Consider the following 20,240-nt stretch of genomic DNA (forward strand, 5'->3'; position numbering starts at 1 on the left):
CTTATCCGATGGTCTTCTCAAGCATGCCGATCCAGTTGCGGTAGGCGATCTTCTCGATCAGCGCCCGTCCGAAACCCCGCGCGGCAAGCGCGTCGATCAGCTTCGGCAGGCCGGCGACATCGCCGATGACGGCCGGGATCATGGCGCCGTCGAAATCCGAACCCAGGCCGACGCCATCCTCGCCCAGCGCCTGCAGCAGCGAGTCGACATGGCGCACCATGATCTCGAGTGAGGTGTCAGCGTTCATCCTGCCGTCCTCGCGCAGGAAGCCGGTGGCGAAGTTCAGCCCGACCATGCCGCCGCTTTCGCGGATGGCGCCGAGCTGCCAGTCGGTAAGGTTGCGGGAATGGCCGCAGATCGCGTGCACGTTGGAATGCGTGGCGACGAGCGGCGCATCACTGATTTCAGCGACGTCGCGAAAACCCTTCTCGTTGAGATGCGAGAGGTCGATCATGATCTTCAGCTGGTTGCACGCCTTGACCAGCGCCTTGCCGGCGTCGGTCAGGCCGGGCCCGGTGTCGGGCGAGGACGGGAAGCGGAACGGCACGCCGTTGCCGAAGGCGTTGGGGCGGCTCCAGACGATGCCGAGCGAGCGCAGGCCGGCGGTGTGCAGAACGTCGAGCATGGTGAGTTCGGGATCGATCGCCTCAACGCCCTCGATGTGGAACACCGCCGCGATCGAATCCTTCGCCATCGCGTCGCGCACATCGCTGGCACTGCGGCAGACGGTCAGCGCTCCGGCCCGCTCCAGCCGAAACAGGATCGAGGCCATGGCGATGGTCGAGGTCAGTGCTTCACTGCGCGGAAGCTCGGGCGGCAAGGGCTCGTTGTCGCTCGGCGCCGGCGGCACCGCGGCGCGTTTGGTTTTCTCGACCGGCGGCGGGAAGATCGCGAACATGCCGCCGGCAAAGCCGCCCTTGTTGGCGCGCGGCAGGTCGATATGGCCGCCCTGCGTCCCCTCGATGAACAGCTTTTCGACATCCGCATCCTTCGACTGATAGAGCCTGAGCAGCGTGTCGTTGTGGCCGTCGAAGACGGGGACGAGATCGGTTTCGGTCATCAGGAAGCCATTCGGTTGAGGTAAGCCGGGCCGCGGACCGTGAGCCGGCCCGCGGGCGATACCTCTACTTAGGCAAGATGGCCAAATCGCGCAAATGCCAGACAGGTGATTGCGTTTGTTTCTGCCCGCGCGGCCGTCTGTCTCCGCGCGGACAAACGCCTATTGCTTCAGCACGTCGGCCCATTCCGGATGGCGCCGGAACTGGGCGTTGGCGAAAGGGCAGAGCGGGATGATCTTCTTGCCGGCTGCGCGCGCGTCCTCTACGGCGCGGGTGACGAGCCGAAGCCCCGCGCCCTGGCCGCGAAACGCATCCGGCACCTCGGTGTGGTCGATGATGAGCTGGTGCTCGCCGATCTTGGTGAAGGTCATCTCGGCCTCGGCGCCGCCAGGTCCGCGCAAGAAATAACGACCCTTGGAGCCGCGGTCCTCCAGTTCGATCTCAGGCAATTGGTCAGGCATTGCTTAGGCTCCTTCAGCAGGCACGCCGGCGAAGAACCGCCGCGCGGCCTCGATTTCATTCGGCCGCACCTCGTGCCCGCCCTCATGCCATTCCACAGTGACATCGGCGCCATCGGCGCGCAAATAGGCCTCGAGCCGCGACGTCAGGTTGGGCGGACAGATCGGATCGCGCTTGCCGGCGGTGACCAGGATGCGGCGGCCGGCAAGACTGCCCTTCACCTCCGGCTCGAACGGGATCAGCGGATGCATCAGCACCGAGGCATTGAACAGGTCGGGTGCAGCGAACACCACCGAGGCCAGGATGTTGGCGCCGTTGGAATAGCCGAGCCCAAGCACCGACGACGGCTTTGCTGCCTCGACCTGCGCCCTGACGAAACCCGCCATCTTGTCCGTGGCCCGAGACAGGTCATCCATGTCGTAGACGCCCTCGCCGGTGCGGCGGAAGAAACGTGCCGCGCCCATTTCGGCAACGTCGCCGCGCGGCGACAATATCGTTCCGTCTGGAACGAGATCGCGCCCGAGCGAAAGCAACTGGCTCTCGTCTCCGCCAGTGCCGTGGAAGACGAAGAGCAGCGGACTGCCCGGCGAACCGGGCAGCAGCTTGTGGATGTAAGCGTCCTTGCTCATGGTCCTCAACCTTCCAGCTTCTGCAAATGCTGTTCGAGATAAGGCCTCAGATGCTGATGCTGCGTCGGCAGCTTCAGCGCTTCGCCGAGATGGGCAGTGTCCTCGTCGCGGTCGAAGCCCGGCTCGTTGGTGGCCACCTCGAACAGCACGCCGCCCGGCGTGCGGAAATAAATCGCCCAGAAATAGTCGCGGTCGATCACCGGCGTCACCTGATAGCCGGTGTCCATCAGCGCCTTGCGCACTTCGAGCTGCTTCGCGCGGTTTTCGACGGCGAAGGCGACATGGTGGACCGAGCCGGCGCCAAGATTGGCGAAGGCAGCACCCGGCAGCGATTCGATGTCGACGACATCGGCGCCGTTGCCATTCTTCACCGCCAGCCGCCTTACGTTGCCGGACTGGTCGACTTCCTCATAGCCCATGAACTTCAACAGCTCCTCGGTGGCGCCGCCGTCCTTGAGCCTGAGCGACACCGAGTGGAAGCCACGGATCGCTTCGTCGGCGGGTACGCCGCCCTTCACCCACGGCGCACGGCTTTCCACCTTGTCCTCGACCAGCGCGAAGCCGTCGCCATCGGGACCGGCAAAGGCCAACCGCTTCTCGCCGAACGCTTCCTCGCGGGACAGCCCGGCAACGCCCTCGTCGGCAAAACGCTTCTCCCAATAGGCAAGCGTGCCTTCGGGCACGGAATAGACGGTGGTGCCGACTTCGCCGATACCGTGGCGGCCCTTGCCGATGTTCGGGAACGGAAAGTAGGTCATCACCGAACCCGGCGTGCCGACCTCGTCGGCATAGTAGAGGTGGTAGACGTCTGGCGCGTCGAAATTGACGGTTTTCTTGACCCGGCGCAGGCCGAGCTTCTTGGTGAAGAACGCATTGTTCTGGCGCGCATCGCTGGCCATCGAGGTGACGTGATGCAGGCCCTTGATCTGGTCGAGCATTTTTTGCTCCTTCCTTTGGTGCTTGTGCGGCCCATGCCGCTGTCCACGCCAATATGAGGATAGGCACGCCGGCGGCAAAGGACGCAAACACAGAATGGACTGTGCTGTAAAAGTGAACGAAGAAGCACATTTTGTTCACCAATCGACGAACTTACTCCAGCTTGCAACGGTCCGGAATTTCGGCTCCATGAGCGGCGCGCCATCATCCAGTGAGGAGACCCAGATTGGCCAAGTCCGGTAGACGCCCAAACATTCTCCTCATCACCTGCGACCAATGGCGCGGCGATTGCCTGTCCGCCGCCGGCCATCCCGTGGTGAGGACTCCGAACGCCGACGCGCTTGCCGCCGACGGCGTCCTGTTCCGACGCCACTATGGCGGAGCCGCACCCTGCTCGCCGGCGCGTGCCTGCCTCTACACCGGCCTCTACCAGATGAACAACCGCGTCTGCCGCAACGGCACGCCGCTCGACGCTCGCCACGGCAACATCGCGCTCGCGGTCAGGGCCCTCGGTTATGATCCGACGCTGTTCGGCTACACCGACGTCTCGCTCGACCCGCGCCGCCTGGCGCCTGGTGACCCCAGGCTGAAGAGCTACGAGGGCGTGCTGCCCGGCTTCAGCGTACGGCAGTTCCTGCCCGAGCACCAGAAACCCTGGCTGTCATGGCTGAAGGCGCGCGGCGTCGAAACCGGCGCCGGCTTCCCCGACATCCATCGCCCTGTTGGTGGAGAGGCCGGAGATGACGTGACCCTAACGCCGCCCGTCTATTCGAAGGACGAGACGCCGACGGCGTTCCTCGCCGGCGAGTTCATCCGCTGGCTCGGCGAACAGGAAGGCGGCGCGCCATGGTTCGCACATCTCTCGTTCATCAGTCCGCACCCGCCCTTCATCGTGCCGGAGCCCTACAACACACTATACGATCCCGCCGACGGTCCGGCCTTCCGCCGTGCCGAGAACTGGCAAGCCGAGGCCGAGAGCCACCCTTATCTGGCTTACGATCTCGGCCGGCAGAAGCGAAAAAACTTCCGGCCTGGCAGCGAAGGCAAGGTGCGCGACTGGGGCGAAGACAATTTTCGCGCCATCCGCGCGCTCTATTACGGCATGATCTCGGAAGTGGACGCGCAGCTCGGCCGCCTCTGGCAAGCGCTCAAGACGGCTGGCGCATGGGACGACACCGTCATCGTGCTGACCTCGGACCACGCCGAGATGATGGGCGATCATTTCATGCTGGGCAAAGGCGGCTTCTTCGACGGCAGCTTTCACATCCCGCTGATCATCCGCGACCCGCGTCGAAACGAGACATCAGGCAGTCAGATCGACCGCTTCACCGAGGCCGTGGACATACTGCCGACACTGCTCGACCTGCTCGGCCAGGATCCGCAGCCACATCTCGACGGATTTTCGCTGAAGCCATTTCTGGAGGGCGAGACGCCTGAGGACTGGCGCGACGCGGCACACTGGGAATTCGATTTCCGCTCCATCGCCGGCGGCGAACCCGAACGCCATTTCGGCATTGGCTCGCGCCAGTGCAATCTCGCCGCCATCCGCACGGAAAAGTTCAAATATGTGCATTTCAGCGGCGGCCTGCCGCCGCTGCTGTTCGACCTGATGAAGGACCCTGGCGAGCTGACCAACGTCGCCACCGATCCGGCCTATCTCGCGGTGCGGCTGGAGTTTGCCGAAAAACTCCTCGCCTGGCGCGCCACGCATCTCGACCAGTCGCTGGCACTGGCAGAGCTGACGGAAGACGGCGTTGTGGGGTATTTTGATAGGGAGTAAGGGAGTAGGGGAATAGGAACAAAGCTATCCTACAGCCCTACTGCCCTCTACTGCCCTACTTCACCATCATCCGCTGCTGATCCCGCTTCTCGGCGTAGCTGCCCTTGTCGTACGCCGCCTGTGCCTCGAGCTGCTCCTTGGTGAAGGTGGTGTAGAGATACTTCTTGCCGTCCTTGTCGGTCATGAATTTGAGATTGTCCATGCCGACAGCCACTTCCTTCTCCCCGACGCCGAGGAAGCCTCCAACGTCGACGATGACCGCGTCAGGCTTGCTGTCCGGCGCCAGCACGACATCGCCGATCTCGCCGACCTTGACGTCGTTGGCGCCGTAGACGGTCGTCCCTTTGAGGTCATCACCTCTGATTTCGCCGACCGGCATCTCTGTCAGCGTCGACTTGTCGATCGCCGCTGTCTGCGTCGGGTCGGTTGCCTTCACATCGGGCGCCGGGGCGGCCGGAGCCTCAGCTGTTTTCTCGCCCGGGGCCGGAGCCTCAGCTGTTTTCTCGCCCGGGGCCGGAGCGGTCGTTGTTGGGGCGGCGGCCTTCGGGACCTCGTTCGATGCCGTGCTGGCCACCGGTGCCGGATCATAGGCCTTGCGGTTGAAGTCCGGCTGCGCCTGCAACTCTTCCTTGGTCGTCTGGACGACCAGCCAGCGATCGCCGTTCCGCTCTGCCCACTGCGTCTTTGCGAAGTCATAGGCGACGTTCTTTTCGCCCAGGCCAAGGAATCCACCGACGCCGATCACAAGCGACTGCGCCTGGTTGTCCTTGGTGAGAACGATGTCGTTCACATCGCCAATACTCTGGGCGTCGTCAGCGGTGCCGTTATAGACGGATTCGCCAATGATGTTGGTAGCCAGGTTCCCATCCACCTTCTTCACGACAGGTTCGGCCGGCGCTGCATTCATGTCGACGGGCTTCTGTGCTCCGGTAGCGTCCGTGGAAGACGTATCGGTCGTTGCTGGCGGGACAGGATCGTAAGGCTTCCTGTCAAAGTCCGGCAGCGCCGTCAGCGCTTCCTTCGTCGTCTCGGCGACCAGCCAGCGGTCGCCGTTCTTCTCGACCCATTGCAGCTTGTCGTAGTCGAACGCGACATCCTTCGCCCCGATGCCAAGAAAGCCGCCGACGCCGATGACAGCGGATTTCGCCTTGCCGTTTTCGTCAAAGACAATATCGCTGATCTCGCCGATGCTTTGGGCATCGTCGGCCGTGCCGTTATAGACGGATTCACCGATGATGTTGGTCATCAGGCTGCCTTCCGCGCGCACCACCGGGGCCGCGGGAGCAGTCTCGGTGGCGGGCGCCTCTGCAGGCGCTGGGGTTGTTGCCGTCTGTGCGAAAGCGCCGGTTGCAATCAACGTTGCCAACGCGGTCGTCGCTAAAAGAGTGCGGATCATGATCGTCTCTCCTCGTGCCTGATTTCTGCGCGCCGAGCCCAGACGAGACGTCCGCCTCGGCATCCTCCTACTGGTTCACAACGTCGTGACCACGCTGTTGTTCCGAAATTAGGCGTGCTCGGCACATCCGGATAAGTCGCAGGAAACCTTGTGGGATTTCGCCCCAGCCAGGGGGAACCTTTCATCGGCCACTTCGTTTCAGCCTTTGGCTGGGATCTTCCCGGCCCGATGGGTTGTGAAGAAAATCGGAGCGGGCATGCGATTTGCGGCGGTGCTGAACCGGGACGGCGGCACCTTGCGCACGACCGATCTCCCAGCCTTTTCCGAGCAGATGCGCGAGACGCTGGAGGCAGCGGGCCATTCTATCGACATCGACATCGTTGCCGGTGGCGACATCGAGGCTGCGCTGGAGAAAGCCGCGGCGCGGCGTGGTGTCAACGTCGTGCTTGCCGGTGGCGGTGATGGCACCATCTCGGCCGCGGCGGCCCTGCTGATGAATCGCAAGAAGGCACTGGCCATCCTGCCCGCCGGCACCATGAACCTTTTCGCTCGTGGGCTCGGCATCCCGCAAACGCTCGACGCCGCCGTGAAATCCTTTGCCGATGGCGAGGTGATCGCCGTCGACATTGCCAGCGCCAATGGCCGGCCATTCGTGCATCAGTTCTCGGTCGGCCTGCATGCCAAGATGGTCCAGTTGCGCCAGAAGATGGAGTTCGGCTCACGCCTGGGAAAGATGCGGGCGTCGGTACGTGCCGCCTGGGCAACCATCAAGAACCCGCCGGCCATGAAGGTGACGCTGACCATCGGCGAAGCCGAGATCGTCACCCGTACGACCGGCATCGGCATCACCAACAATCTGTTCGGCGAGGGCCACCTGCCCTATGCCGACAATCCTACCGGCGGCGTGCTCGGCATCTACGTTGCGGTGGCGCGGCAGCGTGGCGAGTTGGCCAGGTTCTTCCTCGACATGGCGCGCGGCAGATGGCGCGACAGCGAGCATGTCGAAATCCACCAGGCCGACAGGGCGGTCCTGAAAATCCATTCGGCGGCGAAGAAATTCCGCGCCGTCATGGACGGCGAACTGATCAGGCTCGACCGTGAAACGGAAATCCGGATCCACCCCGGCGCATTGAACGTGCTTGTGCCCGCGCGCGCTGCCCGGGCAAAGGCCGCGTAATGCAGCCCGACGCCATGAAGCCGCAGCTAGCCGGCGGGTGCCTGGTCTTGATCGGCGGGCGTGTTGGTGTCGATCATCTCGCCATAAATCTCGGCGATGCCCCATGCGACAAAAGCCAGAAGCAGGGCCGCGATCAGAATCCTGAGGCCGTGCCGTCCCCACCGCCCTTGACGGGCTTTGTCTTCAGGGATGATCTTCATGGTCGGCTCCCTCATGGTTTGGCGCCGGCGGGCGGGAACTGGCAAAACATGGTCGGGTAACGATTCCTTGCTACGAAAGTTCCGCAGACAGCCGAGTCTGACTGCGTGGCGGCCTGCGACCACAAACCCGGGAATTTGGGGGCTCGGTGGACAACAGGGTTGAGAGTGCACCGGGAGTGCCGGCAGATGTGTTTGGCGCCATAAACGCGCCGGATCGGCTCGCCGTGCTCCATGGCCTCGATGCGTTCGATACGGCAGCCGATCCGGACTTCGATCGCATCAGCGGCCTCGCCGCGGCCGTGATGCAGGCGCCTGTCGCGCTGATCACCCTGGTTGATGCCGAGCGGCAGTGGTTCAAATCCTGCATTGGCTTCGACGAGACCGAAACGGCGACCGAAATATCCTTCTGCGCCCATGCGATCGCCGCCGGCGACGAGCCGATGGTGGTGGCCGACGCTACCCTCGACCCTCGCTTCGCCGGCAATCCGTTGGTCACCGGCAAGCAGCATATCCGCTTCTACGCCGGCGCGCCGATGGTGGTGGCCGGCACCCGCATCGGCACGCTCTGCGTGCTCGACCGCAAGCCTCATGCCTTTCCGTCTGCCGCCAAGCTCGGGCAATTGAAGGCGCTTGCCGGCCTTGCCGCCAGCCTGTTCACGCTGAAGGACGCCACCCGCAATGGCGCCATCGCCGCGGCCGCACTTGAGCGCGAGGAAAAGCGCCGCGCCATCGCGCTCGACGCCGCATCTTTGGCCAGCTGGGCTTGGGACATCCGCACCGACATCATCGAATGCGATGTGCTGCTGTCGGAGCTGTTCAACCTGCCGCGCTCCAACCGGCTGCGAGCCCGCGACATCCTGGCCGCAATCGACCCGCGCGACGTCTACCAGACCGAGACGCGCTTTCGCGACGCGCTGACCGGTAGCGACGACTACTTTGGCGAATACCGCGTCAAGGGCATGCATCCGCCGCGCTGGGTGGCCACGCGCGGCCGTGTCATCGAACGCGACGGCGACGGCAAGCCGACGCTGATCTTCGGCGTCAACTACGACATCACCGAGCGCAAGCTCGGCGACGAACGGCAAAGGCTGCTGTTGCGCGAGCTGAACCACCGCGTCAAGAACACACTGGCGACCGTGCAGGCGCTGGCGACACAGACCGTTCGCCATGCCCGCCAGCCCAGCGAATTCCTCGAAGCCTTCGGCGCCAGACTGCAGGCGCTGGGCGTTGCCCACAATCTTTTGTCGGACCGCGAATGGCGCGGCATCGGCATCAGGGAGTTGGTGCAGATCGAGGTCAAACCGTTCGACAGCACTGAGCGGCCGCGCATGACGATTTCCGGCGCCGATCTCCTGCTTACGCCCGACCAGGCGGTTGGGCTGGGCCTGATCCTGCACGAGCTTGCCAGCAATGCGCTGCAATACGGGTCGCTGTCGGTGGCGTCCGGAAGGGTCGATGTCACCTGGAAGGCCGAAGGCAAAAGAGGCGCGCGGCGCCTGGTGCTGACCTGGCGTGAAAGCAGCGGCCCGCCGGTGGAGCCCCCCGACCGCCACGGCTTTGGCTCGATCCTGATCCGCCGCAGCCTGGCCAAGGTCATCTCCAGCGAGGTGACCCACGAATTCCGTCCCGAGGGCGTCTTTGCCGAGATCTCGATGCCGCTGGAGGATCTGCCGAAGTAAGCCCGAATCTAATTTAGTCCGTTTCGCCGGTATCCTTGTCGTCGGCATCGGGCTTCACATTCTCGCGGTAGATGGCGTAAGCCGCGAGCGCGACCGCCGGGCCGAGAATGGCACCCAGGCCGCCCTTGCCCTTGAGCAGCGCCGGCAATACGGCAAGGGCCGCCGTGATGCCGATCGCTTTCATGTCCGCGCTGCGCCTGCGCGCCCGGCGCCGCGCGCGCGCACCGGCCGACACCTGATAGACGATGAGAGTGAGCCCCGCGACCGCCAGGAAGCCGACGCCGAAGCCAATGGCGGCGGCCAACGAGCCATAGCGTTCAGCCGCCCAGATATAGGCCGCCCCGATGAGGAAGCCGAGGCCGCATAGTGCGGCAGCCGCGGCAACCGCATAGACGATTGCGGCCGTGCGCGCACGGCGCAGGGCAGCAACGGTTTCGCTAGTGGCGAGGGCCGAGATCAGCGATGCCAGCATTCCCATCTGTGCAGGAACTAGCGCCGCGCCAACAGCGCGAAGAGGAAGCCCACACCGGCGGCGATTGCCAGCGAGGTCACCGGCTTTTCGCGCACATTCGCCGCTATCTGCGCTTCGATATCCTTGGCGTTGCCGCGCAAGGTGTCGAAGGCGGCTTCGCCTTGGGCGCGCAATTGCTCGACGCCTTCGCTGGCGGCGCGCCGCGCCGTGCCATATCCATGTTCGCCGGTCTTGGCCAACTGCTTGGTGAGTTTTTCGATGTCGGCTTTCAACTGCCTGATGTCGGCTTCGAGATCCGAATTCGTCCGGCTTTCGTTCGCGGTCTTTCCAGTGGCAGTCGCCATTGCTTAACTCCTTGCGTTTGCTTGATTTCAAACGCCCAACACACGCCGAGGTTCCGAACATACGCCCCAAGGTTCCGAAATCGGAACGACGGCCATGAAAGGGTGTTTGCGCTTATGAGTCCAGCCCAGTTCGAATTCCTTCGGCTGAAGCGTCAGATCAGCGGCCTGCGATCCTCGCTCAGCCCCTCCCAATGGGCGAGCTCTTTGAGTCGGTCGCTGTCGACCACCTCGCAGCCGCCATCGCGCCAGACGATCAGCTTGCGGTCAATCAGCTTGCGGATCGTCTTGTTGGTATGGACCAGCGACAGGCCCAGCGTGTCGGCGATGTGCTGCTGGGTGATCGGTATCTGCACCGGTGTCTTGCCGTTCAGGCCGACCGCGCGGGCGCGGCTGGAGATGAAGGCGATGAGATAGGCGGCGCGCTCCATCGCCGTGCGCCGGCCGATGCTGAGCAAATTCTCGTCCAGCATGCGTTCCTCCCGCGACGCGATCCAGGTGATGTCGTAGGCGAGACCCGGATGATTGCGATAGAGCTCATGCAGTTGTTCGCGCTCGAAGACGCAAAGCAGCATCGGCGACAGCGCCTCGACGGAGTGCTGCATCTCGCCCATCAGGCTGCCCTGCAGGCCGATGAGATCGCCGGGCATCGAATAGTTCAGGATCTGGCGGCGGCCGTCCGACAGCAATTTGTAGCGGAAGGCCCAGCCCGAGAGTACCGTGTAGAGATGCGCGCTGTGGCTGCCCTCGACCAGGACCGTGGCGCCCTTGTCGACGGCCAGCTCCCCCTTCTTGAACGTGCTGACAAACAGCAGTTCCTTCTTCTCGAACTCACGGAAGGCCGGCAGCGGCCGCAGCGGGCAGCTTTCGCATGGATACTGACGGCTGGACAAAGAACGACCGTGTTGCGCGGGCATTTCGACCCCCCTCTTCGAAACCCGGCCTCTGACGGGGCCGACAGCAAACGCGTTGCCGGAACGGAAGTTCCGCAATCGCCATGGCCACGTCTTTTTTAAATGACAGACCGCCAAATAGCGCTCATGACTCGCTCCGTTTCAAGGAGACATTGCCCGGTGCCCTCATTGCTCGACGGATTGCGGATCCTCGTCCTCGAAGACGAATTCCTGATTGCCATGGATGTCGAGCAGCTGTGCCGCGACTATGGCGCCGGCAACGTGGTGATTGCCCGCGACCTTACGGAAATCGAGCCCCAGGATGTGGTTGAGCAATTTGATGCGGCCATCGTCGACCTCATGCTGGGTGGCGCATCGACACGCGACTTCGCCTCGGCACTACGCGAGTCGGGCGTGCCCTTCATCTTCGCCTCCGGTCATTCGGACGCCGACGAGATCAAGGCGTCTTTTCCAGGCGTCAGGCTGGTCGCAAAACCCTATTCGGGAGACGATCTCGTCGAGGCTGTGGCCGCGGCCTGCGGGCGCTCGTCCGGACCAGTCTGAATCAGGATGTCGTGCACCGGCGCCAGTTGACGCTCACGCTGCGTTCGACCCCGTCACCTGCGCCGAGATCGCATCCGGGCCGTACTCGTCTTCGCCGGAAATCTTCAGGATCTCCTGCAGTCGTGTGCGGGCCCGGCTGACGCGGCTTTTGATCGTGCCGACCGCACAGCCGCAGATCTCGGCGGCTTCCTCGTAGGAAAAACCGGACGCGCCGATCAGGATGATGGCTTCGCGCTGGTCCTCGGGTAGTTGCTCGAGCGCGCCGCGAAAGTCCTTGAGGTCCAGCTGGCCGTGCTGGGCCGGATGCACCGCGAGCCTCGCCGTCATGATGCCGTCACTGTCCTGCACCTCGCGGCCGCGTTTTCGCATTTGAGAATAGAATTCATTGCGCAGGATGGTGAACAGCCAGGCCTTGAGATTGGTGCCCGGCTGGAAGCTTTCATGCTTGTCCCAAGCCTTGACCAGCGTTTCCTGCACCAGGTCGTCGGCCTTGTCGGCGTTTTGCGTCAGCGACACGGCAAAGGCGCGCAGGCTCGGGATCGAGCCGAGCAGATCGGTCTTGAAGCTCTGGGAAACGGCCGTCATGCTCAGTCCTTCTTCGGCGCGGGTTCGGTCCGCTCCAGCTGGCTGAGCAGCTGGGCAAAACGATCCGGCACGTGATCGGAGACCAGCTCATCGTAATATTGCTTGAGTTTGCGGCCGATTTCCGAATTTGGCCCGAGCGGGTCACCGGAAGCAGCCCGGCGCCTGCCCGCGGCGCCAGCCGTGATATCTTTCGTCATATTCTTCATTTTTGCCCTTGATTCCAGCACCCGAGCCGCACCCCAACAACACAAAACAAAAGGCAAGCGGCACCCTCGTCTGGTTTGCCCATCCCAGCCCAGAACGCCATCCTCTTATATTAGTTCCACGTTGATCGGAACTTTTTAGGAAAGCTGGCGTTTGGGTCTTCGGGACTTGCATTCGGCTAGACCTGCGACTTATGCAATTGCGTCATCTGAGGGAGACGTCCATCATGAGCCTTTCCGCCACCATCGCGCCGCACCTGCCGTTCCTGCGCCGCTTCTCGCGCGCCGTTTCCGGATCACAGGAAAGTGGCGATGCACTGGTCGCCGCGATGCTCGAAGCCATCATCGCCGACGTCGATATCTTTCCCGATGCATCGAACGACCGTATTGCGCTGTACAAGGTTTTCGCCAGGCTGTTCACCTCGATCGCCATCCGTGTTCCGCAGGAGCATGCCCAATCGGCATGGGAGCAACGCGCCGCGGCCAATCTAAACGCGATCGCCCCGCGCCCGCGCCAGGCTTTCCTGCTGGTCGCCGTCGAAGGCTTCAGCGAGGACGAGGCGGCGGAAATCCTCGATGCCGACGAACAGGAATTTTCGGATCTGCTTGCCCAGGCGAGCAACGAGATTTCCCGCCAGGTGGCGACCGACGTGCTGATCATCGAAGACGAGCCGCTGATTGCCATGGACATCGAGGAGATGGTCGAGAGCCTTGGCCATCGCGTCGTCGGAACGGCGCGCACCCATGCCGAGGCGGTGACGATATTCGGCAAGACGCGGCCGAAGATGGTGCTGGCCGATATTCAGCTTGCCGACGGCAGTTCGGGTATCGAAGCGGTGAACGAGATCCTGTCGTCCACATCGGTGCCGGTGATCTTCATCACCGCCTTTCCCGAGCGCCTGCTGACCGGCGAACGGCCTGAACCGGCCTTCCTCGTCACCAAGCCGTTCAATCCGGATATGGTCAAGGCGCTGATCAGCCAAGCGCTGTTCTTCGACAGGCAGGCCAAGGCAGCAGCATAGGCCGAGGCCCGCGCCATCGGGGCGCTGGCCTGTTTCCCAACGAAATGACGTGTTGCGCGCCGGTCGCTCGACTGCCTCGCCGCACGATTAATTTCGCGCCTGGAGCGGTTTTCCGGGATCGTCTTTTTAAGCAAATGGTGGAACAAACACCAACCAACCACGTTTTGCCTCAGCATTGGAAGGAGACGGATCATGCTCTACTGGGCGCTCGTATTTCTCGTCGTGGCGATCATCGCCGGCGCGCTTGGTTTCGGCGGCATCGCCGGCACATCGGCCGGCATTGCACAGATACTGTTCTTCATCTTTCTCGCCTTCTTGATCATTTCGCTGCTTGCCGGCCTGTTCAAACGGGCGTGAAGGGCGGCGCGATCGGACACTGGAAGCCGCACCCCTCAAACGGTTTCCAGCCACCGCCGGGCGGTGCACTCCAACGAGGTGCCGCTCGGCGGACCGTTTAATGGGAACCCATTTCAGAATGAACCGTTCAGCCTGGGTTCGGTGGCAAAAAAATGCGTTCCAAGGCCCCAGACCTGAACGACAGCCGGCGGAGTGATGAAGTCATCGCTCTGCATCCGGCCGAAAGCGGAATGCAGCTTGGCCGGGCTCTTCTTCACGCGCTGCACAATGCCGGCATTTCCGTTCTCTACCAGGATCGCGACATGAAGACCGTGTGGGCGCGCAACATGCGCGCGCCATGGGCGTCCGACGCCGCCGACAGCAACGGCATACTGCCGCCGGCGCAGGCGGAGCGCATCGGCGCCGCCAAACGCAACGTCGTCGCCTCAGGCAATCCGGAACGTCTCGAACTCGGTGTTCCCGTCGAAGACGGCATACGCTGGTTCCAGGTGTGGATCGATGCCGATCATGGCGAAAGCGGCGCCGTACAGGGGGTCGTCACCACCATGGTGGAAACCACCGAGCAGAAACGCCGCGAGCAGACCTTGAAGACACTGCTGCGCGAGGTCAGCCATCGCTCGAAGAACCTTTTGGCCATCATCCAGAGCATCGCCACCCAGACCGGCCGCTATTCCGAGACGCTCGGTGATTTCCTGACGCGCTTTCGCGGCCGGCTGCAGTCGCTGGCCTCGTCCCAGGATCTGGTGACGTCCTCCAACTGGCGGGGTGCAGCCCTGCGCGAGCTGGTCTCCGGGCAGGTTGCGCGCTACGGCTCGGACCCCAGGCGAAGCTTGCGCTTCGCCGGCGAGAATCCTTACCTCAACCCCAATGCCGCCTTGCATATCGGCCTGGCGATGCACGAACTCGCCGTCAATTCGGTGAGCTACGGCGCCCTGTCGCGGCCGGATGGCTTTGTCGAGGTCACAGCCAAACTGACCGCCGCCTCGGCCGACAAGCCTGCCCTGTCGCTGACATGGACCGAAGCCATCGGCGCCCGTGACCGGCAACCCAGCGAGAAGCGTTTTGGCAGCGTAGCGCTTGAGCGCGTCGTACCGACATCGCTGAACGGAACGGCGACGCTCGAAATCACCGGCGACCGTGTCGAATACCGCCTCGTCGTCCCGCACGGCAATTTCGAAACGGACTGACCGGATATCGCGTGCCAACGCACGAGAAAGTTGCAGTTCTTAACCGGCTGTTCACCATAAAGTTGGATGCTGCCTTGGCCGGATAGCGCTGGAGCCTGCCGACCCGCCGGATGTCCCGCCGCGGTCGCAGCGCAACAGAGCAATTCCAGGAAAGTACGCAGCGGTTTTCCATCCGGAATTGCGCGAAAACGAATACTTGGAGCGGGGCAGCGTTCTATCAGAAGCTGAATCTCTCCAGGGGAGGGATTGGTCTTGACGGTTGCCGACATGAACAGGCTTGAGCAAGCCGCCCGCGTCTCGATGAGTGGATTCCAGGACCCCGAGGCCCAGACCTCGGCATCGCGGCACTTCCACCCTTTGCTTCACTTCGCCGCCGTCGTGTTGGTCGCTGCCGTGGTGCTGGCGGCGGCATGGCAACTGACCTGACGTCGAACCCGAGTAATCTCGCGCTCGTCTGAAGATCACAGCGGAGCCTTGCGGGCAGCTGCCCCGAATTGTTGACTGCCCCGCCGCTGGCGCAGGAACTTTGGCTGATTTCGACCGTTCTTATGGCGAGAGGTTTGTTGCCATGGAACACATCGCTGCTTTGCTCCTGGTCATCGGCTGCTCGAACACCATGACCGAGTGCCGTGAATTGTCCGTGCCAGTCAGCGTCTTCGAGACCGCCGCGGAATGCACCGCCGAAAGGCCTTTTGTCCTGACCGATGTCCAGGGCCAGGCTCCGCATATCGTTGCCGAGTGCCTCACTGTCGATCCGGCTCTGGAGGATGACTACGACCAGATCGTCTGGAACGTGCGCCCGGACGGCACGCTCAATGCCTCCTTGCAGGTTTCCAACCTTGTGGTTGCATCGAACGCTGCGCGCCCCGAAAAAGACTATCTTAGCCAACAGTAAAATCGGGCAGGCAAAGGCCGTTGTTTCATGCTAAATGACGGCTGGTACTCGCTAAAATCAGGACAAAAGTGAGGAGAGACTCTATGCGGAAAGTGATTATTGCCATGGTTGCCGTGGTCGCAATCAGCGGCTGCAGCACGACCGAGCAGGACGTTGGCGTCGGCGCCGGTGTCGGCGCAGTGGCCGGCGGCCTGATCGGCGGCGGCAGGGGTGCGCTCATCGGCGCAGCCGTCGGTGCCGGATCCGGTCTGCTCGTGCGCAACCTGCGCAATGGCTATTGCCAGTACCGCGACAATCGCGGTCGTCTCTACACGGCCCGCTGCTGATCCGCTTCAGCATGCAAGCATAGCAACGGAGACCGGCTCGTCCGGTCTCCGTTTTTCTGCCTGGCGCGGGTCCGCTTACCGCAGCCGCGATTCAGACCAATGGGATCCTGATTTTCACCTTCAGCCCGTCGGCGTGAAAGTCGCGCTTGATCGTACCGCGCAATTCGCGCGTGACGTTGAGGTCGATCAGCTTGGTGCCGAAGCCTGTCTTGGCCGGCGCGTCCAGTGGCTTGCCCCCTGTTTCATGCCAGTTGAGCGCCAGCGTCCTGTCATGCCCGCGACCCTCGACCGACCAATCGACCTTGAGCGCGCCCACCGAATTGCCGGCCTCGCCATATTTCAGCGCATTCGTCGCCAGCTCATGGAAGGTCAGGCCGAGCGCCTGCGTCGTCGTCTCGTCGAGCAGCACTTCCGGCCCCGACAATATCCCCTCTGGAAGCTCCTTGCCGAATACCTGGCCAAGCTCGATGCGCAGCAGGTCGCCGAGATCGGCCTTCTGCCAGCGCGAACGCGTCAGCATGTCCTGCGAAGCAGCCATCGCCTGCAGCCTGGCCGAGAAGGATGACGAGAACTCCTTCACATCGGTGGCGTGCGACGCGGTCTGCCGGGCGATCGCCAGCACCCTTGTGATCGAGTTCTTGATACGATGCTTCATCTCCTGCAGCATCAGGTCCTTTTCGAGCAGGCTCTTTTCGGTCGTCTCGTGCAACAGCGAAACCGCGTCATAGGCCCGCTCCTGAAAGCGGGCCACCAGCGCAATGGCCCCGGCAAGCAGCAAACCGAACAGGCCGAGCATCACCGGAATGGCGCGCGAAGAGGGCTGCGAGAAGGCGCTTGTCGGCCTGAAAAGGACGGTCCATTGCCGCCCTGCCACGACGAGCTTGCGGGTGACCAGCAGCCGGTCGCCGAATATCGAAACCGGCGGCGTCTCAGACTGGAACAGAAGATTTCCGGCATCCACTTCGCCGTCATAGATCTCGGTGTTGACCGGCAGCAGCGGCGCGCGGCTGAGCGCGACCTGGAACAGGTCGCGGGCGCGGAAGGCCGCATAGAGGAAACCCGCTGTCGAGGAGCGCGTGGCGTTGATGACGTCAGGCGCGGTCTCGACCTTGAGCCGCACGAAAACCAGGAAGCCGGTGAAAGTCTGCGCGGCACCTGTCCCCTGGCCGAGCTGGATCAGGCCGCTTGCGTGCTGCTGGTCGTCGGCCATCGCCTTTTCGATCGCCGCCCGCCGCACTGGCTCGGTGAACATGTCGAAGCCGATGCTGGCCTGGTTGGACGGGTCCATCGGTTCGAACAGCACGACCGGCGTCCGCCATGGCTGCGTCGTCGCCGGATAGACCGCATGCGCGACACCCTGGTCGCGCAGTATGTCGCGCTCGACCGCGGCCTCGTCGCCTGTCTTGGCCAGCCTGAGAAAGCCGATGCCGCGCAGTCCGGCGAAATTGTTGTCGACGTCGAGCGCGCTGAAGAAAGCCTTGAACTCGCCACGCGAGATGTCGCCGTTGCGGGCGTCGAACAGCGCCTGGGTCGAGCGCAGCAACGACAGATGCAGGTCGATGCGGCTCTCGATGCGGTTGAGCGCGTCATCCGCCGTCGCGGCGAATTTGATGCGCGCCGCCTCTTGCGTGGCGAAATACGCAAAGCCCGCCATCGTCAGGCTGATCAGCGCGACGGCGATGAAGGCGACGATCGGGAAAAACTTCTTCAATGGATGGCGTTGCCCATGGCGATTCGGACCCTTTTATGAGCAAGTCCCCGCGCCAACACAATGGCGCGGCCAAACCATCATGACGGCTGGCATATCACATTAGAAGACAGTTAGCCGGCTTACTTGATGTCTCAGGCAGCGATTTTCAGCGCGCCTGGCCCGGGAATGGCGCCGGGCGGGCACTTGCCGAGGATGATCATGCCGAGCACCTCGTCCTGGGTAACGTCGCTGGTGCGCGCCGTGCCGACGACCTGGCCGTTCTTCATCACGCAGACCCGGTCGGCAAGCTCGAACACGTCGTGGATGTCGTGGCTGATCAGGAAAATGCCGATGCCGTCGGCCTTGAGCTGCCTGACCAGTTCGCCGACCTGGGCTGTTTCCTGCGGGCCGAGTGCGGCCGTCGGCTCGTCCATGATCAGGATGCGGGCGTTGAACAGGATGGCGCGCGCGATCGCTACCGACTGCCGCTGGCCGCCCGAGAGCTTGACCACCGGATCCTTGAAGCGCTGAAAGCGCGCATTGAGCCGGCCCATCACCTTGCGCGCCTCGGCTTCCATGGCGACATCGTCTAGCGTGCCCCAACCGGTCATCAGCTCGCGGCCAAGGAAGAGGTTAGCGGCGGCGTCGACATTGTCGGCCAGCGCCAGCGTCTGGTAGATCGTCTCGATGCCGTATTTCTTGGCGTCTCGCGGATTGGAGATCGAGGCCTCCTCGCCGTTGACGAAAATCTGGCCCGCATCGCGCTTATAGGCGCCGGACAGGATCTTGATCAGCGTCGACTTGCCGGCGCCATTGTGGCCGAGCAGCGCCACTACCTCGCCTGGGAAGAGATCGATCGACGCATCGTCGACGGCGCGAATGCCGCCGAAGGCGATCGAGATGTTGCGCATGTCGATCAGCGGTGTGCCCGTGGGAGCAGTCTTTTCCATGGCCGCGTCCTCCTCAGACTCGCTTGCGATAGACGGTGTCGAGCCAGACGGCGACGACCAGCACGGCGCCGACGACGATGCTCTGCAGCGGCGAGTCGATGCCGAGCAGCACCATGCCGGACTGCAGCGACTGCATCAGCAGTGCGCCGAGCATGGCGCCCAGCACCGTGCCCGAACCGCCGGCCAGCGACGTGCCGCCGATGACGGCGGCGGCGATGACCAGAAGCTCGTCCAGCGTGCCCAGCGCATTGGTCGAGGCGTTGAGGCGCGCCGACGAGATCGCCGCGCTGATTGCCGCCAGCACGCCCATGATCATGAACACCTTCATCGTCACCCAGCGGGTGTTGATGCCGGCGAGTTCCGCCGCTTCAGGATTGCCACCGATGGCGAAGACATAGCGGCCGAACCGGGTGCGCCTGGTGATGAAGGTCATGACGATGCCGACCGCGACCGCCATCAGCACCGGGATGGCGATGCCATGGGCGATGAACAGGCCGCCTTCGGGAATGGTGATGCCGTTCTGCTGCGCGTACTGGCGCACGATGCCGACCGGCCACGGATAGGAATTGGCGACCCACACCGCGCCAACGATGGCGGCGCAGGCGACCACGCCGAGGAATGTCTCCGCCCACACCGGGCGCAGCGGGAAGTTGAAGCGTTTGCGCTGCGAGCGGCCGTTGAGCAGCGCGAAGGCGACTGCCGCGCAAGCCACGACACCGACGATCCAGCTGGCGGTGGCGCCGATCGAACCGCGTGGCCCGCCGCCCATCAATTGGAAGGTGGCATCGAGCGGCGCGACCGTGCGGCCGCTGGTGATCAGCCACGCCATGCCGCGCCAGACCAGCAGGCCGCCCAGCGTCACGATGAAGGCAGGCACCTCCATATAGGCGATTATGAAGCCCTGGAACGCGCCGATCAGAAGGCCGAGCGCCACGCCGGCGGCGAGTGCGATGATCCAGAGCCAGGGATTGCCGAGCTGGAAGCCGATGACGCGAATGAGGAATTCGGCCTGCGCCACGCCCATGATCATACCGATCACGCCTTCGACGGAGCCGACCGAAAGGTCGATGTTGCGCATGACGATGACCAGCACCATGCCAGTCGCCATGATCGCCACCGACGAGGTCTGCACCGACAGGTTCCACAGATTGCGCGGCGTCAGGAAAAGCCCGCCGGACAGGATATGGATGCCGATCCAGATGACCAGCAGCGCGCCAACCATGCCGAGCATGCGCGTATCGAGTTCGGTTGCCTTGAGAAAGCGTCCGACGGCGCTGAGCTCGGCAGCCCGCGCCCGATCCGCGGTCGCATTGGCGACCGGCGTGTTGGAAGCCGTATCGGTCATGATATCCTCCCACCGGTCTCCGTCTGGCGCGGTTGCCGGAACACGATGCTATTTGCTTTCCCGGCTCAATTGAAGCGGAAAGCCTTTGGAGAAGCG

24 protein-coding genes are annotated in these 20,240 nt (G+C 63.4%); 10 read left to right on the top strand and 14 right to left on the bottom strand.

Going from position 1 to position 20,240, the window contains the following annotated elements:
• Position 1: 1 nt before the first annotated feature.
• The 4 genes from ACFX5Q_RS29990 to ACFX5Q_RS30005 all read right to left on the bottom strand — a co-directional run bounded on the left by ACFX5Q_RS29990 (position 2) and on the right by ACFX5Q_RS30005 (position 3,084).
• Positions 2-1,060: a dipeptidase gene (locus tag ACFX5Q_RS29990; protein ID WP_404283700.1), complete on the bottom strand. Its 1,059-nt coding sequence runs from the start codon at positions 1,058-1,060 to the stop codon at positions 2-4.
• A 159-nt stretch (positions 1,061-1,219) separates the two neighbouring features.
• Positions 1,220-1,519, bottom strand: coding sequence for a GNAT family N-acetyltransferase (locus ACFX5Q_RS29995; RefSeq protein ID WP_006200562.1), 300 nt, complete (start codon positions 1,517-1,519; stop codon positions 1,220-1,222).
• A gap of 3 nt (positions 1,520-1,522) precedes the next feature.
• Complete coding sequence (locus ACFX5Q_RS30000) at positions 1,523-2,146, bottom strand: alpha/beta hydrolase (RefSeq protein WP_404283702.1); 624 nt, start codon at positions 2,144-2,146, stop codon at positions 1,523-1,525.
• Positions 2,147-2,151: 5 nt separating this feature from the next.
• The gene (locus ACFX5Q_RS30005; protein ID WP_404283704.1) at positions 2,152-3,084 is read right to left on the bottom strand and encodes a VOC family protein; all 933 of its coding nucleotides are present in this window, start codon (positions 3,082-3,084) and stop codon (positions 2,152-2,154) included.
• A 224-nt stretch (positions 3,085-3,308) separates the two neighbouring features.
• Between ACFX5Q_RS30005 and ACFX5Q_RS30010 the strand changes: the two genes are divergently transcribed.
• Positions 3,309-4,862 (top strand): alkaline phosphatase family protein, encoded by a 1,554-nt coding sequence (locus tag ACFX5Q_RS30010; protein ID WP_404283706.1) that lies wholly within the window; start codon positions 3,309-3,311, stop codon positions 4,860-4,862.
• Between the two features lie 55 nt (positions 4,863-4,917).
• Here the strand turns inward: ACFX5Q_RS30010 and ACFX5Q_RS30015 are convergent, their stop codons facing one another.
• The gene (locus ACFX5Q_RS30015) at positions 4,918-6,258 is read right to left on the bottom strand and encodes a PRC-barrel domain-containing protein (RefSeq protein WP_404283707.1); all 1,341 of its coding nucleotides are present in this window, start codon (positions 6,256-6,258) and stop codon (positions 4,918-4,920) included.
• Between the two features lie 256 nt (positions 6,259-6,514).
• Here ACFX5Q_RS30015 and ACFX5Q_RS30020 point away from each other — a divergent pair, with 256 nt between their 5' ends.
• Positions 6,515-7,435 carry a diacylglycerol/lipid kinase family protein gene (locus tag ACFX5Q_RS30020; RefSeq protein ID WP_404283708.1) on the top strand — a complete coding sequence of 307 codons (921 nt, stop codon included), beginning with the start codon at positions 6,515-6,517 and terminating at the stop codon, positions 7,433-7,435.
• Positions 7,436-7,461: 26 nt separating this feature from the next.
• On the opposite strand, the gene ACFX5Q_RS30025 is transcribed toward ACFX5Q_RS30020, so the two are convergent.
• Entirely contained in the window at positions 7,462-7,635 is a 174-nt protein-coding gene (locus tag ACFX5Q_RS30025) for a hypothetical protein (protein ID WP_085983167.1), read from the bottom strand.
• Positions 7,636-7,781: 146 nt separating this feature from the next.
• On the opposite strand from ACFX5Q_RS30025, the gene ACFX5Q_RS30030 reads away from it, so the two are divergent.
• Positions 7,782-9,314, top strand: a complete 1,533-nt coding sequence (locus ACFX5Q_RS30030) for a sensor histidine kinase (RefSeq protein WP_404283711.1) — start codon at positions 7,782-7,784, stop codon at positions 9,312-9,314.
• Between the two features lie 13 nt (positions 9,315-9,327).
• Here the strand turns inward: ACFX5Q_RS30030 and ACFX5Q_RS30035 are convergent, their stop codons facing one another.
• From ACFX5Q_RS30035 to ACFX5Q_RS30045, 3 genes are all read right to left on the bottom strand, one after another.
• Positions 9,328-9,792: a hypothetical protein gene (locus ACFX5Q_RS30035; protein WP_404283712.1), complete on the bottom strand. Its 465-nt coding sequence runs from the start codon at positions 9,790-9,792 to the stop codon at positions 9,328-9,330.
• An 11-nt stretch (positions 9,793-9,803) separates the two neighbouring features.
• Positions 9,804-10,130, bottom strand: coding sequence for a YqjD family protein (locus tag ACFX5Q_RS30040; RefSeq protein WP_404283714.1), 327 nt, complete (start codon positions 10,128-10,130; stop codon positions 9,804-9,806).
• A 152-nt stretch (positions 10,131-10,282) separates the two neighbouring features.
• The gene (locus tag ACFX5Q_RS30045) at positions 10,283-11,044 is read right to left on the bottom strand and encodes a Crp/Fnr family transcriptional regulator (RefSeq protein WP_404283716.1); all 762 of its coding nucleotides are present in this window, start codon (positions 11,042-11,044) and stop codon (positions 10,283-10,285) included.
• A 216-nt stretch (positions 11,045-11,260) separates the two neighbouring features.
• On the opposite strand from ACFX5Q_RS30045, the gene ACFX5Q_RS30050 reads away from it, so the two are divergent.
• Entirely contained in the window at positions 11,261-11,584 is a 324-nt protein-coding gene (locus tag ACFX5Q_RS30050) for a response regulator (protein ID WP_404283732.1), read from the top strand.
• A gap of 33 nt (positions 11,585-11,617) precedes the next feature.
• Here ACFX5Q_RS30050 and ACFX5Q_RS30055 read toward each other — a convergent pair whose 3' ends face one another.
• Together ACFX5Q_RS30055 and ACFX5Q_RS30060 are read right to left on the bottom strand one after the other, a co-directional pair.
• Positions 11,618-12,169, bottom strand: coding sequence for an RNA polymerase sigma factor (locus ACFX5Q_RS30055; protein ID WP_006203856.1), 552 nt, complete (start codon positions 12,167-12,169; stop codon positions 11,618-11,620).
• 2 nt (positions 12,170-12,171) lie between these two features.
• Positions 12,172-12,375, bottom strand: a complete 204-nt coding sequence (locus ACFX5Q_RS30060; protein WP_192182575.1) for a NepR family anti-sigma factor — start codon at positions 12,373-12,375, stop codon at positions 12,172-12,174.
• A gap of 224 nt (positions 12,376-12,599) precedes the next feature.
• Between ACFX5Q_RS30060 and ACFX5Q_RS30065 the strand changes: the two genes are divergently transcribed.
• From ACFX5Q_RS30065 to ACFX5Q_RS30090, 6 genes are all read left to right on the top strand, one after another.
• On the top strand, positions 12,600-13,394 hold the full coding sequence (locus ACFX5Q_RS30065; RefSeq protein ID WP_120013452.1) for a response regulator: 795 nt from the start codon (positions 12,600-12,602) through the stop codon (positions 13,392-13,394).
• A gap of 192 nt (positions 13,395-13,586) precedes the next feature.
• Positions 13,587-13,751 carry a DUF1328 domain-containing protein gene (locus tag ACFX5Q_RS30070; protein ID WP_140554166.1) on the top strand — a complete coding sequence of 55 codons (165 nt, stop codon included), beginning with the start codon at positions 13,587-13,589 and terminating at the stop codon, positions 13,749-13,751.
• Between the two features lie 152 nt (positions 13,752-13,903).
• Entirely contained in the window at positions 13,904-14,938 is a 1,035-nt protein-coding gene (locus ACFX5Q_RS30075) for a sensor histidine kinase (RefSeq protein WP_404283719.1), read from the top strand.
• 252 nt (positions 14,939-15,190) lie between these two features.
• Positions 15,191-15,364 carry a hypothetical protein gene (locus ACFX5Q_RS30080; RefSeq protein ID WP_404283721.1) on the top strand — a complete coding sequence of 58 codons (174 nt, stop codon included), beginning with the start codon at positions 15,191-15,193 and terminating at the stop codon, positions 15,362-15,364.
• Between the two features lie 142 nt (positions 15,365-15,506).
• The gene (locus ACFX5Q_RS30085) at positions 15,507-15,833 is read left to right on the top strand and encodes a hypothetical protein (RefSeq protein ID WP_404283734.1); all 327 of its coding nucleotides are present in this window, start codon (positions 15,507-15,509) and stop codon (positions 15,831-15,833) included.
• Positions 15,834-15,916: 83 nt separating this feature from the next.
• Complete coding sequence (locus tag ACFX5Q_RS30090) at positions 15,917-16,159, top strand: YMGG-like glycine zipper-containing protein (protein WP_120013455.1); 243 nt, start codon at positions 15,917-15,919, stop codon at positions 16,157-16,159.
• 91 nt (positions 16,160-16,250) lie between these two features.
• Here ACFX5Q_RS30090 and ACFX5Q_RS30095 read toward each other — a convergent pair whose 3' ends face one another.
• From ACFX5Q_RS30095 to ACFX5Q_RS30105, 3 genes are all read right to left on the bottom strand, one after another.
• Entirely contained in the window at positions 16,251-17,870 is a 1,620-nt protein-coding gene (locus ACFX5Q_RS30095) for a CHASE domain-containing protein (RefSeq protein WP_404283723.1), read from the bottom strand.
• 131 nt (positions 17,871-18,001) lie between these two features.
• A complete protein-coding gene (locus ACFX5Q_RS30100) occupies positions 18,002-18,799 on the bottom strand; it encodes an ATP-binding cassette domain-containing protein (protein ID WP_404283725.1) in 798 nt (265 codons plus the stop codon).
• 13 nt (positions 18,800-18,812) lie between these two features.
• The gene (locus ACFX5Q_RS30105; RefSeq protein ID WP_404283727.1) at positions 18,813-20,144 is read right to left on the bottom strand and encodes a sugar ABC transporter permease; all 1,332 of its coding nucleotides are present in this window, start codon (positions 20,142-20,144) and stop codon (positions 18,813-18,815) included.
• Positions 20,145-20,240: the final 96 nt, after the last annotated feature.

The organism is Mesorhizobium sp. IMUNJ 23033 (genome assembly GCF_044778005.1).
In the GTDB taxonomy this organism is placed as follows: Bacteria; Pseudomonadota; Alphaproteobacteria; order Rhizobiales; family Rhizobiaceae; genus Mesorhizobium; species Mesorhizobium amorphae_A.